At 74.5% G+C, this 12,912-nt stretch carries 8 protein-coding genes and 1 pseudogene; 8 read left to right on the top strand and 1 reads right to left on the bottom strand.

From position 1 onward, the window contains the following. The first annotated feature begins 169 nt into the window (after positions 1-169). The 7 genes and pseudogenes from J7I94_RS06850 to J7I94_RS06820 all read left to right on the top strand — a co-directional run bounded on the left by J7I94_RS06850 (position 170) and on the right by J7I94_RS06820 (position 9,953). A complete protein-coding gene (locus J7I94_RS06850; protein WP_215165918.1) occupies positions 170-1,585 on the top strand; it encodes an APC family permease in 1,416 nt (471 codons plus the stop codon). A 178-nt stretch (positions 1,586-1,763) separates the two neighbouring features. Next, the gene (locus J7I94_RS06845; protein ID WP_215165916.1) at positions 1,764-4,379 is read left to right on the top strand and encodes a CocE/NonD family hydrolase; all 2,616 of its coding nucleotides are present in this window, start codon (positions 1,764-1,766) and stop codon (positions 4,377-4,379) included. 3 nt (positions 4,380-4,382) lie between these two features. After that, positions 4,383-5,246, top strand: a complete 864-nt coding sequence (locus J7I94_RS06840; RefSeq protein ID WP_215165914.1) for an ABC transporter permease — start codon at positions 4,383-4,385, stop codon at positions 5,244-5,246. 45 nt (positions 5,247-5,291) lie between these two features. Next, on the top strand, positions 5,292-6,797 hold the full coding sequence (locus tag J7I94_RS06835) for a von Willebrand factor type A domain-containing protein (RefSeq protein WP_215165913.1): 1,506 nt from the start codon (positions 5,292-5,294) through the stop codon (positions 6,795-6,797). A 72-nt stretch (positions 6,798-6,869) separates the two neighbouring features. Further along, positions 6,870-8,794 (top strand): annotated as a pseudogene (locus J7I94_RS38955) (long-chain fatty acid--CoA ligase). Between the two features lie 126 nt (positions 8,795-8,920). Next, positions 8,921-9,061, top strand: coding sequence for a hypothetical protein (locus J7I94_RS06825; protein WP_215165912.1), 141 nt, complete (start codon positions 8,921-8,923; stop codon positions 9,059-9,061). A gap of 268 nt (positions 9,062-9,329) precedes the next feature. Beyond that, entirely contained in the window at positions 9,330-9,953 is a 624-nt protein-coding gene (locus J7I94_RS06820; RefSeq protein WP_215165911.1) for an LPXTG cell wall anchor domain-containing protein, read from the top strand. A 229-nt stretch (positions 9,954-10,182) separates the two neighbouring features. Here the strand turns inward: J7I94_RS06820 and J7I94_RS06815 are convergent, their stop codons facing one another. After that, the gene (locus J7I94_RS06815; protein ID WP_215165910.1) at positions 10,183-11,469 is read right to left on the bottom strand and encodes an ATP-grasp domain-containing protein; all 1,287 of its coding nucleotides are present in this window, start codon (positions 11,467-11,469) and stop codon (positions 10,183-10,185) included. A 116-nt stretch (positions 11,470-11,585) separates the two neighbouring features. On the opposite strand from J7I94_RS06815, the gene J7I94_RS06810 reads away from it, so the two are divergent. Beyond that, complete coding sequence (locus J7I94_RS06810) at positions 11,586-12,887, top strand: glycoside hydrolase family 26 protein (RefSeq protein ID WP_215165908.1); 1,302 nt, start codon at positions 11,586-11,588, stop codon at positions 12,885-12,887. Positions 12,888-12,912 lie beyond the last annotated feature (25 nt).

Genomic DNA, 12,912 nt, shown 5'->3' with positions numbered 1-12,912 from the left:
CCCCTCTGAGCTGCGAATTCCGTAGGCGATCACCCATTGACGGCACGCTTTTCGTCGGGGTTAATGCTGCGCAACCGGGAGCGGACCACGAGGAGTACCACCTGAGCCGCCGGAGGCGATAGCGCTCCCGTCCGTCACCCTCTGCCGTACGAGTCGATCGGACCGCCGCATGACCGACACGCTCCGCCCTGCCGAACCCCTCGTCCCCCCGGCACCGGATGCCGGCACCGGCAGCCCCCGGACCCTGAAGCGCTCCATAGGCGTCGTCGGCGGCACCCTGCTGACGCTCTCCTGCGTGACCCCCGCCTCCACCCTCTTCGTCGTCGTCCCCGACCTGTTCGGCTCCCTGGGCACCGCCACCGCCCTCACCATCGCCATCGGCTCACTGCTCTGTATCGCCGTGGCGTTCTGCTACTGCGAGCTGGGCACCCTCGTCCCCAGCGCGGGCGGCGAGTACGCCATGGTCTCGACGATGGCCGGACGGCTGGCCGGCTGGCTGGTGTTCGTCCTCTCCCTGCTGGTCGTCGTGATCGTCCCGCCGGTCATCGCGATGGGCACCGCCGACTACCTCGCCCCCGTCGCCGACCTCGACCCGTCGGTCGCGGGCGCCGGCGTCATGCTGCTCGCCACCCTGGCCGGCCTGCTCGACCTGCGCGCCAACGCCTGGATCACCGGCGTCTTCCTGGTCCTGGAGGTCATCGCGGCGGCCCTGGTCGCGGTGCTCGGCTTCGCCCACGCCGAGCGCGGCCCCGGCAGCCTCGCCTCGATGGAGGTGGCCGGCGCGGACGGCCACGCGGACACCGTCACCGCCATGCTGGTCGTCTCCGGCCTCGCCATCGCCCTCTTCGTCACCCAGGGCTTCTCCACGGCCGTCTACCTCTCCGAGGAACTGGAGAACCCGCGCCGCAACGTCGCCCGTACGGTCCTGGCCACCCTCGCCATCTCCACCGCGATCATCCTGGTCCCGGTCGTCGCCATCACCCTGGGCGCCGCCGACCTGGCCGAGCTGACCGGCGGCGACCTCGGCGCCATGGTCACCGCCTGGTCCAACTCCGCCACCGGTACCTTCGTCAGCCTCTGCGTCGCCCTCGCGATCATCAACGCCGGCATCGTGATGGTCATCCAGAACTCCCGCGTCCTGTTCGCCTCCGCCCGCGACAAGGCGTGGCCCGGCCCGGTCAACACCGTCTTCGCCAAGCTCGGCCGCTTCGGCTCCCCCTGGGTCGCCACCCTCGCCGTCGGCATCCCCGGCGCGGCCCTGTGCTTCGTCAACCTGGACACCCTGTACGGCGTGACGGGCGTGTCGGTCACCGGCATGTACCTGCTGGTCGCCATCGCCGCCCTGCTGGCCCGCCGCGGCAACCACCACCACGCCTCCGCCTGGCGCATGCCCCTGTGGCCGGCCGTCCCGGTCCTGCTGATCGCCGTACTCGCGTACATCCTGACCCAGCAGGAGACGGAGTACCTCCTGTGGACGGGCGGCATCGCGGCGGCGGCAACTCTCTACTGGGCCTTCTACCTCCGCCCGCGACGCGAGACCCGCTGGCTGGTCTCGATTCCCGAGGACGCGGAGACCAACGGTTAGGGGCGCGGGGCCGTACGGATCCGCGGCTCCGCCGCGTGGGCGCGACCAGCCACACACAACCCGCGCCCGCCTACCCCACCCGCAGTACCCACCCCCCTCCGCGTACCCCCAGCGGAGGGGGCCTTTCTCACCCCCCGGTCGATAACAACCCGACAGCTTCACCCCGTACCGTTACCGCATGGATCTTCGACTGCCCGGCAAACGCCGCTGGCTGGCCGCCGCGGCCACCGTGGCGGTGCTGGCCGCCGCCGGCACCTGGACCGCCGCGGCCGACGACGACCCACCGCGGGTGACCCGCACCGACAGAACCCTCACCACCGCCCCCGGCATCCGTATCGACACCTCGTACTTCACCGCGGATGCCGACGGCGACCGCCCCGCCGTCCTCCTGGGCCACGGCTTCGGCGGCTCCAAGGACGACGTCCGCGACCAGGCCGAGAAGCTGGCCCGGGACGGCTACGCGGTCCTCACCTGGTCCGCCCGCGGCTTCGGCGAGTCCACCGGCAAGATCGCCCTCAACGCCCCCGACGCCGAGGTCGCCGACGTCTCCAAGCTCATCGACTGGCTCGCGAAGCAGCCCCAGGTCCAGCTGGACAAGGCGGGCGACCCCCGCGTCGGCATGGCCGGCGCCTCCTACGGCGGCGCCATCGCCCTGCTGACCGCCGGGCACGACGACCGCGTCGACGCGATCGCCCCCGCCATCACCTACTGGAACCTCGCGGACGCCCTGTTCCCGAACGGCGTCTTCAAGAAGCTGTGGGCCGGCATCTTCGTCAACTCCGGCGGCGGCTGCGCCCGTTTCGAGGACACCCTCTGCGCGATGTACGAGCGCGTCGCCGAGTCCGGACAGCCCGACGCCGCCGCCGAGAAGCTGCTCGAAGAGCGCAGCCCGCAGGCGGTCGGCGACCGCATCGACGTCCCCACCCTCCTCATGCAGGGCCAGACCGACTCGCTCTTCCCGCTCGGCCAGGCCGACGCCGCCGCCGAGGCGATCGAGGCGAACGGCGCCCCCGTCGACGTCGACTGGATCTCCGGCGGACACGACGGCGGCGACCTGGAGGGGGACCGCCTCCAGGCCCGTACGAAGGCGTGGTTCGACCGCTACCTGAAGGACGACGAGAGCGCCTCAACCGGCCCCGCCTTCCGCGTCACCCGCACCGTCGGCACCGGCAGCGGCGACGGCGAACCCCGCCTCAGCGGCGTCGGCTCCGACACCTACCCCGGCCTGACCGCCGACCTCCGCTCCATCGAACTCTCCGGCCGGGAGCAGAGCTTCGAGAACCCGGCGGGCGCCAGCCCGCCCTCCGTCTCCGCCCTCCCCGGCCTCGGCGCCGCCGGCGGCCTCTCCCAGCTCTCCTCCCTCGGCATCGGCATCTCCCTGGACTTCCCCGGCCAGTACGCGGCGTTCGAGTCCGAGCCGGTGCGCGGCGACCTCCAGATCACCGGCTCGCCGACCCTGACCGTGCACGTCGAGTCCACCTCCGACGAGGCCGTCCTCTTCGCCAAGATGTACGACGTCGCCCCCGGCGGCGGCTCGCAGGTCCTCCCCTCCCAACTGGTCACCCCGCTGACGGCCGAGGACGGCGAGGACGTCACGGTCACCCTCCCGGCGATCGACCACGACCTGGCCGACGGCCACCGCCTGCGGGTGGTGTTCTCCTCCACCGACCTCGGCTACGCCTCCCCGGCGTCCCCCGCCACGTACACGGTCTCCGTCAAGAGCGCCCTGAAGGTGCCGACCGCCCTCGGAGCCACCGGCCAGGCGGCCGGGCTGCCCGCCTGGGTCTGGTGGGCGCCGCTCGCCGGAGCGGCCGTCGCCGCCGCGCTGCTGCTGACCGCCCGCCGCCGCACCGCGGCCCCGCCGCCCGACCCCGCCCTCGCCGAGGTCCCCCTCCAGATCACGGACCTCACCAAGAAGTACGCCAGGAACAGCGACCGGTACGCCGTCCGCGACCTCTCCTTCCGCGTCGAGAAGGGCCAGGTCCTCGGCCTGCTCGGCCCCAACGGCGCCGGCAAGACCACCACCCTGCGCATGCTGATGGGCCTGATCACCCCGGACGGCGGCGAGATCCGGGTCTTCGGGCACGCCATCGCGCCCGGCGCCTCCGTCCTCTCCCGGGTCGGCGCGTTCGTCGAGGGCGCGGGCTTCCTGCCGCACCTGTCCGGGCGGGAGAACCTGGAGCTGTACTGGAAGGCCACCGGCCGCCCACCCGAGGACGCCCACCTGGACGAGGCCCTGGAGATCGCCGGCCTCGGCGAGGCACTCGCCCGCGCGGTGCGCACGTACTCCCAGGGCATGCGCCAGCGCCTGGCCATCGCCCAGGCCATGCTGGGCCTGCCGGACCTGCTCATCCTGGACGAGCCGACCAACGGCCTGGACCCGCCGCAGATCCGCGAGATGCGCGAGGTGATGATCCGCTACGCGGCGGCCGGCCGCACGGTCATCGTCTCCAGCCATCTCCTCGCCGAGGTCGAACAGTCCTGCACCCACCTGGTGGTGATGGACCACGGCCGCCTCGTCCAGGCGGGCCCGGTCAAGGAGATCATCGGCTCCGGCGACACCCTGCTGGTCGGCACCGACGAGCCCCTGGACGCCCTGGTCGTCGAGAAGGTCGCCGCCCTGCCCGGCGTGGCCTCCGCCGTGCCCACGGACGACGGCCTGCTGGTCCGCCTGGACTCCGGCGCCACCGCCCGCCGGCTCGTCGCCGACCTGGTGCGCCTGGACGTCCCCGTCGCGTCGGTCGGCCCGCACCGCCGCCTCGAAGACGCCTTCCTCACCCTGATCGGAGACTGACGCATGCCCACGCTGATGGAGCGGGCCGAGGTCGCCGAGGGCTACCGCCCGGGCCGCACCCTGCCCGTCCGGGTCGAACTGGTCCGCCAGCTCAAGCGGCGCCGCACGATGGTGATGGGCGGCATCCTGTTCGCCCTGCCCTTCGTGCTGCTGATCGCCTTCGCGGTCGGGGGCGAACCGGAGGGCCGGGCCGGCCAGGTCTCCCTGATGGACTCGGCCACCGCGTCCGGTGCCAACTTCGCCGCCGTCACCCTGTTCGCGTCCGCGGGCTTCCTGCTGGTCGTCCCCGTCGCCCTGTTCTGCGGCGACACGGTCGCCTCGGAGGCGAGCTGGTCCTCCCTGCGCTATCTGCTGGCGGCGCCCGTCCCGCGCGCCCGGCTGCTGCTGTCCAAGCTGACCGTGGGCCTCGCCCTCTCCCTCGCCGCGATCGTGCTGCTGCCCCTGGTCGCCCTCGCCGTCGGCACGGCCGCCTACGGCTGGGGCCCGCTGGAGCTGCCCACCGGCGGCACCCTGCCCACGGACACCGCCGCGGCCCGCCTCGCCCTGACGGCGGCGTACGTCTTCGTCTCCCAGCTGGTCACCGCAGCCCTGGCGTTCTGGCTCTCCACCAGGACCGACGCCCCGCTCGGCGCGGTCGGCGGCGCGGTGGGCCTGACCATCATCGGCAACGTCCTGGACGAGGTGACGGCGCTCGGTGACTGGCGCTCCTTCCTGCCCGCGCACTGGCAGTACGCCTGGCTGGACGCCGTCCAGCCGCAACTGGACCTCACCCGCATGATCCAGGGCACCTCGCTGTCGGTGACGTACGCCCTGGTCCTGTTCGCCCTGGCCTTCCGGGGCTTCGCCCGCAAGGATGTCGTTTCGTGACCTGACCGGTCCGCACGTTCCGCGCCGCCCCGGCGTCACCGTCACATGCGACGACGACACCAGAGTCTGTTCCTGCTGATTCCGGCGGCCGGCCTGCTGCTCACCGGCTGCACCGTGGGCGGGACCGACGGCGGCTACCGGGCCGCCGACGGACCGGCCGTGAGCCGCGCCTCCGCCACCCCGGCCCCCCTGCCGTCCCCCGACGACCACGACCACCTCTCCACCTTCGCCCTGGACGTCGACACCGCCTCCTGGGACTTCGCCCGCCGCACCCTCGCCGAGGGCCGGCTTCCCGACCCGTCGACGGTCCGCCCGGAGGAGTTCGTCAACAGCTTCCGCCAGGACTACGACCGCCCCGGCGGCCACGGCTTCACGGTCACCGTCGACGGCGCCCGCACCGACGACGCGGACTGGTCCCTGGTCCGGGTAGGCCTGGCCACCCGCGCCGCCGGCCAGGAAGCGGACCGCCCGCCCGCCGCCCTCACCTTCGTCGTCGACGTCTCCGGCTCCATGGCCGAACCCGGCCGCCTCGACCTCGCCCGGCACTCCCTAGGCGTCATGACGGACCGGCTGCGCGACGACGACTCGGTGGCGATCGTCGCCTTCAGCGACGAGGCCGAGACCGTCCTGCCGATGACCCGCCTGGGCGAGGGCCGCGACGAGGTCCACGACGCGATCGAGGACCTGGCGCCGACCGACTCCACCGACCTCGGCGCGGGCGTCGAGGCCGGCTACGAGACGGCCGTCGAGGGGTTGCGCGAGGGCGCCACGAACCGGGTCGTCCTGGTCTCCGACGCCCTCGCCAACGACGGCGACACCGACGTCGGCACCATCCTCGAACGCGTCGCGCACGAGCGCCGCGAGCACGGCGTCACCCTCTTCGGCGTCGGCGTCGGCGGCGACTACGGCGACGCCCTGATGGAACGCCTCGCCGACCGGGGCGACGGCCACACCGCCTACGTGTCGAGCGAGGCGGAGGCCCGCGAGGTCTTCAGCGAGCAACTGCCCCGCCACCTCGGCCTGACCGCCCGCGACGCCAAGGCCCAGGTCGCCTTCGACCCCGAGACGGTCGAGGAGTACCGCCTCGTCGGCTACGAGAACCGCCGCGTCGCCGACGACGACTTCCGCGACGACCGCGTGGACGGCGGCGAGACCGGCCCCGGCCACACGGTCACCGCCCTGTACGCCGTACGCACCGCGCCCGGCGCCGAGGGGCACCTCGCCACCGCCACCGTCCGCTGGCTCGACCCGGACACCCGCGCCCCGCACGAGGCGTCCGGCGAGGTGGGCGCCGACGCCCTCGACGGCTCGGTGTGGACCGCGGACCGCGGCCTGCGCACCGCCGCGACCGCCGCCTACCTCGCCGACGCCCTGCGCTCCGGGCAGCGGGACCCCTCCCTGCCCGGCGCCCCGGGCCTCGGCGAACTCTCCGAGCGCGCCGGGGACCTGGCGGCCCGCACCGAGGACGAGGACGTACGGGAACTCGCCGAGGCGATCGAGGCGGCGGCCCGGCTGCTCCGCCCTGACCAGGCGCGACCCGAACCGGCCTGACCCCTTGACTTTCTTACGCGCGAGTAAGTTGACTCGTTGGTAAGTAAGCGACCGCCACGAGCAGGAGCCGTCATGGGCGTACGCAAGGATCTGAAACGGGCCGCGCGCCGCACCGACCTGGCCGCCCGCGCCCGGCCCGAGCTGGTCAGGGACGGCTCCGGCGCGGTGCGCGAGGTCCGCACCGCGCCGCTGGTGACACCCCCGGCCACCGGCTCCACCGCCGACATCCCGTTCACCAACGCCGCCGAGGCCCCCGACGCGGTCGTCCTGCGCCGCCAGGTGGACGGGGAGTGGCGGCCGGTGACCGCGGCGGCCTTCGCCGGTGAGGTGACCGCCGTGGCCAAGGGCCTGATCGCGGGCGGCCTGGAACCCGGCGGCCGGGTCGCCGTGATGGCCCGCACCCGCTACGAGTGGACGGTGCTGGACTTCGCGGTCTGGGCGGCCGGCGGCCAGACCGTCCCCGTCTACCCCACCTCCTCCGCCGACCAGGTCGAGTGGATCGTCCGCGACTCCGGCGCCCGGCACGTCGTCACCGAGACCGCCGAGCACACCGCCACGGTCCGCACCGCCACCGCCGACCACCCCGAGCCCCCGCGCGTGTGGGAACTGGACGCCGGCGTCCTCCCCGATCTCACCGCCCTCGGCGCGTCCGTCCCCGACGAGGAGGTCACCAAGCGCCGCACCGCCCTGACCCCCGGCACCGTGGCGACCCTCTGCTACACCTCCGGCACCACCGGCCGCCCCAAGGGCTGCGTCCTCACCCACGCCAACCTGCACGCCGAGGCCGCCAACACGGTCGAACTGCTCCACCCGATCTTCAAGGCGGCCACCGGCCGGGCGGCCTCCACCCTGCTCTTCCTCCCCCTCGCCCACATCCTGGGCCGCACCATCCAGATCGCCTGCCTGCTGGCCCGCATCGAGATCGGCCACTTCCCGAGCATCAAGCCGGCCGAACTCCGCCCCGCCCTCAAGTCCTTCCGCCCGACCTTCCTGGTCGGCGTCCCGTACCTCTTCGAGAAGATCCACGACACCGGCCGCGCCACCGCCGAGAAACTCGGCCGCGGCGCCTCCTTCAACCGCGCCCACCGCGTCGCCGTCCGCTTCGGCGCGGCCCACCTGGACCGGTTCCTCGGCCGGGGCAAGGGCCCCGGCCCCGGCCTGTGGGCCGCCTGGGCCCTGTACGACCTGCTGGTCTACCGCCGGGTCCGCAAGGAACTGGGCGGGCGCACCCGCTACGCCATCAGCGGCGGCTCCCCGCTCGACCGCGACCTCAACCTCTTCTTCTACGCCGCCGGCATCATGATCTACGAGGCTACGGCCTGACCGAGACCACCGCCGCCGCCACCGTCGTCCCGCCCCTGGAGCCCCGCCCCGGCACGGTGGGCAGGCCGGTCCCCGGCACCTCGGTCCGCGTCGCCGACGACGGCGAGGTGCGGATCAGGGGCGACATCGTCTTCGCCGAGTACCGGGGCGACCCGGCGGCCACCGCGAAGGCCCGCACCGACGGCTGGTTCGCCACCGGAGACCTCGGCGCCCTGGACGCCGACGGCTACCTCACCATCACCGGCCGCAAGAAGGACCTGCTGGTCACCTCCGGAGGCAAGAACGTCTCCCCGGCCGTCCTGGAGGACCGCCTGCGCAGCCGTCCCCCGGTCGGCCAGTGCCTGGTCGTCGGCGACAACCGGCCCTACGTCGCCGCCCTGGTCACCCTGGACCCCGACGCCGTCGCCCACTGGCTCGCCGTACGCGGAATGCCCGCCGGTACCCCGCTGTCCGAGCTGGTCCGCGACGAGCGGCTGCGCGCCGACGTCCAGCGGGCCGTGGACTGGGCCAACCAGGCCGTCTCCCGCGCCGAGTCCATCCGCGCCTTCCGGCTGGTCGAGGGCGAGTTCACCGAGGAGAACGGGCTGCTCACCCCCTCCCTGAAGGTGAAGCGGCACGCGGCGGTGACGGCGTACGCCGACGAGATCGAGGCGCTGTACGCCCAGGGCCGCTGACCGGCCCCCGTGCGGGCCGACCGGGTGAACCTCCGAAACCATTTGTCCGCCACCCGGTTGATGAGGCCGTAGGACACGCGCCGCTGCGCCTCTGGCACGCGGTCGCCGTGAGGAAAGGAACGCGAAGTGCTCAAGAAGGCAGTGCTCGCCCCGGCGGCAGTCGCTGCGGCGGCAGTCGCTCCGGCCACCGGCACGCCGGTGGCCGCCGCTCCCCACGCGCCCGCCGTCCAGGACGCTCCGGTCCCGCCGGCGAACGCCGAGGACTGAGCCGCCCCGCCCGGCCGGGCGGCCCACTGCTTCCCCACGGGTCGTCCGGCCCCGCACGGGCCGGCCGTTCGCCGACCGGCCCAGCGGCGCGCACGCCCGGTCCGGACGCACGACCGTCCTGCCTCCCGGGGCGCCGGAGCGCGTCCGCCCGTACCAGCCGTCCGGCTGCGTCATCGCCGGCCCCGGCCGACCAGTCGGTCCGGGGGCGGCTTCTCCCACTCCTCCCAGCAGGAAGACAACGAGAGTGCGACAGACCTTGAGTAGGGGAATGGTCGTGGCAGCCGCCGCGACGAGTGTGCTGTCCCTGTGCGGCAGCCCCGCCCTCGCCGAATCGTGGACGGACGGGCCCGCGGTGGACGCGCAGGCCCCGTCCGACGCCCCGGCGCACGTGTGCGACGAGACCGTCGGCGGTTCCGCCGCCCTGAACCGGGCGTTCGGCGAAGCCTGCTCCCACGGCACGGACGCCGCGGAGGCCAAGAGCCAGGGCGGCTACGGCGACGAGGACGAGCAGGCGTCGTCCGGCCTGCCGCTGGACATCTGCGGCGCCACGGACAACCTGGCCGGGGTGGACAACTACGCCTCCGTCAACATCTGCGTGGAGGAGGAGTCCGAGAAGGGCGGCCACCACCCGGGCTACGGCGACGACGACACGCCGTCGACCACGACCCCGCCGGTGGAGCACCACACCCCGCCGGCCGACACCCCGGCCGTCGAGCAGCCCGAGCCGCAGGGCGGTCACGAGGAGGCGGCCCCGCCCGCCGAACCGGCTCCCGTCCTGGCGGAGACCGGCGGCGACGCCACGACCGCCCTGGGCGCCGCGGCCGGTTCCGTCGCCCTGATCGCCGGTGGCACCCTCCTGTACCGCCGGTCCCGGGCCGCGTCCCGCCCGTAGCGACACACACCCCGGGTGCCGGACGTCGCCGTCCGGCACCCGACGCATGTCCCCTCGCGTCCGTTCCGCCTCGCGTCCGTTCCGCCTCGCGTCCGTTCCGCCTCGCGTCCGTTCCGCCTCGCGTCCGTTCCGCCTCGCGTCCGTTCCGCCTCGCGTCCGTTCCGCCTCGCGTCCGTTCCGCCTCGCGTCCGTTCCGCCTCGCGTCCGTTCCCCCTCCCGCCCGTCCCCCTCAGCGGCTGCCCGCCCGTTCGTCGTCGGCCAGGCCCGTCGGATCGGCGGGCGCCGCCTGCGCCGGCACCCGCGCCACCCGCGCGGGCCCGGCGTCCCGCGGGCCCCCGTCCGCCCGGCGCAGCCGCCGGCCCAGCCGGTCCGCCACATGTCTCCCCCACAGGCCCCACAGCGCCCGCCCCGGCCCCCGGTCGTCGCGCGCGTGCCAGGCCAGTTCCCGCCCGCCGCGCACCGGCCACAGCGCGGTCAGCGGCGCGTAGTTCTCCACCACGAACGCCCGCCCCGGCACCGGCGCCCCCTCCGGCAGCGGCCGGTGCGTCAGATCCAGGTGCAGGGCGCGTACGACGTCCAGGCCGGCGGTGTCGGCGAACAGCCGGAACTGGGCGCCCGGGCGCGGGTTGAAGTCGAGCAGGTGATAGGCGCCCGTCGCGCCGCAGCGCCGGAAGTCCAGGTCGAGGATGCCGCGGTAGCCCAGCTCCCCGACCAGCCGCTCCGCCAGCGCCCGTACCCGCGGATTCGGCGTCCAGCGGCCCGCCGCCGTGAGCCCCGCGCCGCGCGGCCGGGACCGCGTCTTGCGTCCGGTGCCGCCCGCGCGCAGCACCCCGGACCGGTCGGCGTACCCGTGACAGAACCAGTCCCGGTCCCGGCCCGGCGGCAGGAACGCCTGGAACAGCAACCGGCTGCCCGCCTCCTCGGCCCGCAGCGCCAGCTCCCGCGCCTGCCGGACCGAACGCACCAGCACCGTGCTGCGCAGCCCGCTGCCGGGCGGCAGCAGCCAGGGCCGGCTCCACTTCGCCACCGCCGGCAGCCCCAGCCGCCCGGCCGCCCGGACGGCGTCGTCCGGCCCGTCCGCCACCAGCGTGCGTGGATGCGGCACGCCCAACGCCGCGCACACCTCGGCCAGTTCCGCCTTGTCCGCCACCCGCTCGGCCACCGCCCCGCGCGGCTCGGGCAGCAGGAAGGCGGGCGCCAGCTCCTCGCGCAGCCGGCCCACCGCGACGGCGCCCGCGTCGTCCATCGGGATCAGTACGGCGGGACGCGCGAGGCGGACGGCCACCCGCCCCAGCGCCGCCGCGAGGTCGGCCGGGGACGCGCCGGGCGGCGGCGGGGCGTGGACCCCGCCCAGGTACCGGGACGCCCGGACGGGGCTGTCCGCGCAGTCGGCCACGACGTGCACCTCGACGCCCGCCCGGCCGAGCGAGCGCACGGCACCGAGCGTTCCGTGGTGGAAGGGGTTCCGGTCGGTCCGCAGCAGTACGGCGGGGACGCGGATGTCGAGCATCGACACGGACTTGTTTCCTTCGGATCGGAGAAACACCCGGAAGCCGTAGCGGCGGTGGCGAGGGTCCTTCTCATATGACTGAGTGTCAGTGGACGAACACAACCGCGGAGAAGGGAGCCGGCATGGCCCGACAGCAGTCGAGGGTCCGGTCCGGGCGGCGGCAGGCGTGTGTCGCGGCGGCCGTCATGGCATCGGTCGCGCTGGCCGCGGGCCCGGGAGCCGCCGTCGGCGACCCGCCCGATCCCGTCCCCGCCCCGGCCCCCGCCACCGTCCCCGTACCGACGCCCACGGCACCGGCGTCGGGTGAGCCGTCCGGGGAGCCGTCCGAGGAGGAGGTGCCCGGCTTCGCCTTCGGCGCCTACCTCGACTACGGTCCCCGCGGCGTGACCCGGATGGCGGAGCTGAGCCAGTGGCTGGGCGGGGCCGACCTGCGCGTCGGCCACACCTACCTGCCCGGCGACCGCTGGAGCAACATCGAGGGCGCCCCCGGCTTCCTCGACGTCTGGGCGCGCTGGCGGACCGAGCGGGACGACCGGATGCTCGTCCTCAACGTGCCGATGCTGGAGCGCAACGAGGAGGGCCTCGACGACGACGAGGTGCGGGACCTGCTGCGGCAGGGCGCGGCCGGCCGGTTCGACCACCACTTCCGGGCGCTGGCCGAACGGCTGGTGCGGCTGGGCGTGCCGGACACCGTCCTGGTGCTCGGCTGGGAGATGAACGGCACCACGTACACCCACCGCTGCGGCCCGGACCCCGAGGCCTGGAAGGCGTACTGGAACCGGATCGTCACTGCCATGCGCGCGGTGCCGGGGCAGGAGTTCCGCTTCGACTTCACCCCGAGCCGGGGCCGGGACGCCGTGCCGTGGACGGAGTGCTACCCGGGGGACGGGACCGTCGACGTCATCGGCATGGACGCCTACGACCAGCCGCGCGGCATGCCCTTCGAGGAACAGGTGCGGGAGCCCTACGGACTCCAGGCGCACGTGGACTTCGCGAAGGCGCACGGCAAGCCGGTCTCGTACCCCGAGTGGGGGCTGTTCCGCAACGGCGACAACGCCGCGTACATGAAGGGCATGCTCGCCTGGATGGACGAGCACGAGCCGCTCTACAGCACGCTCACCGACTACTGCCCGCACGGCGTGTGGACCTGCGACGACAACCCCCGGTCGGCCGCGGTCTACCGGTCCGTGCTCTTCGGCCGCGGCGAGGGCCCGGACACCGGGCCGACACCGGACCCCACACCGGACCCCACACCGGACCCGACGCCGGACCCGACCGCCCCCGTACCCACTCCCGAGCCCACTCCTCGGCCCACCCCGCGGCCCTCGGACGACTGTGCGCCGCTGGACCTCGGCGACTGGGTCGAGTACTGGCTCGGCGGCAGGCTCTGCATGCGCCTGGACTGGTCCGCGCGCTCCCGGTAGCGCCCCGCGCCGGCGGCGGGCCCGG

It is taken from the genome of Streptomyces sp. ISL-12 (assembly GCF_018614415.1).
GTDB lineage: Bacteria > Actinomycetota > Actinomycetes > Streptomycetales > Streptomycetaceae > Streptomyces.
The sequence above is the reverse complement of the archived record's forward strand: the minus strand, read 5'-3'. Positions and strand labels throughout refer to the sequence as shown.

Coding starts and splice junctions, on each gene's coding strand:
- J7I94_RS06850 (WP_215165918.1), top strand. CDS start 170: ATGACCGACACGCTCCGCCCTGCCGAACCCCTCGTCCCCCCGGCACCG.
- J7I94_RS06845 (WP_215165916.1), top strand. CDS start 1,764: ATGGATCTTCGACTGCCCGGCAAACGCCGCTGGCTGGCCGCCGCGGCC.
- J7I94_RS06840 (WP_215165914.1), top strand. CDS start 4,383: ATGCCCACGCTGATGGAGCGGGCCGAGGTCGCCGAGGGCTACCGCCCG.
- J7I94_RS06835 (WP_215165913.1), top strand. CDS start 5,292: ATGCGACGACGACACCAGAGTCTGTTCCTGCTGATTCCGGCGGCCGGC.
- J7I94_RS06820 (WP_215165911.1), top strand. CDS start 9,330: ATGGTCGTGGCAGCCGCCGCGACGAGTGTGCTGTCCCTGTGCGGCAGC.
- J7I94_RS06810 (WP_215165908.1), top strand. CDS start 11,586: ATGGCCCGACAGCAGTCGAGGGTCCGGTCCGGGCGGCGGCAGGCGTGT.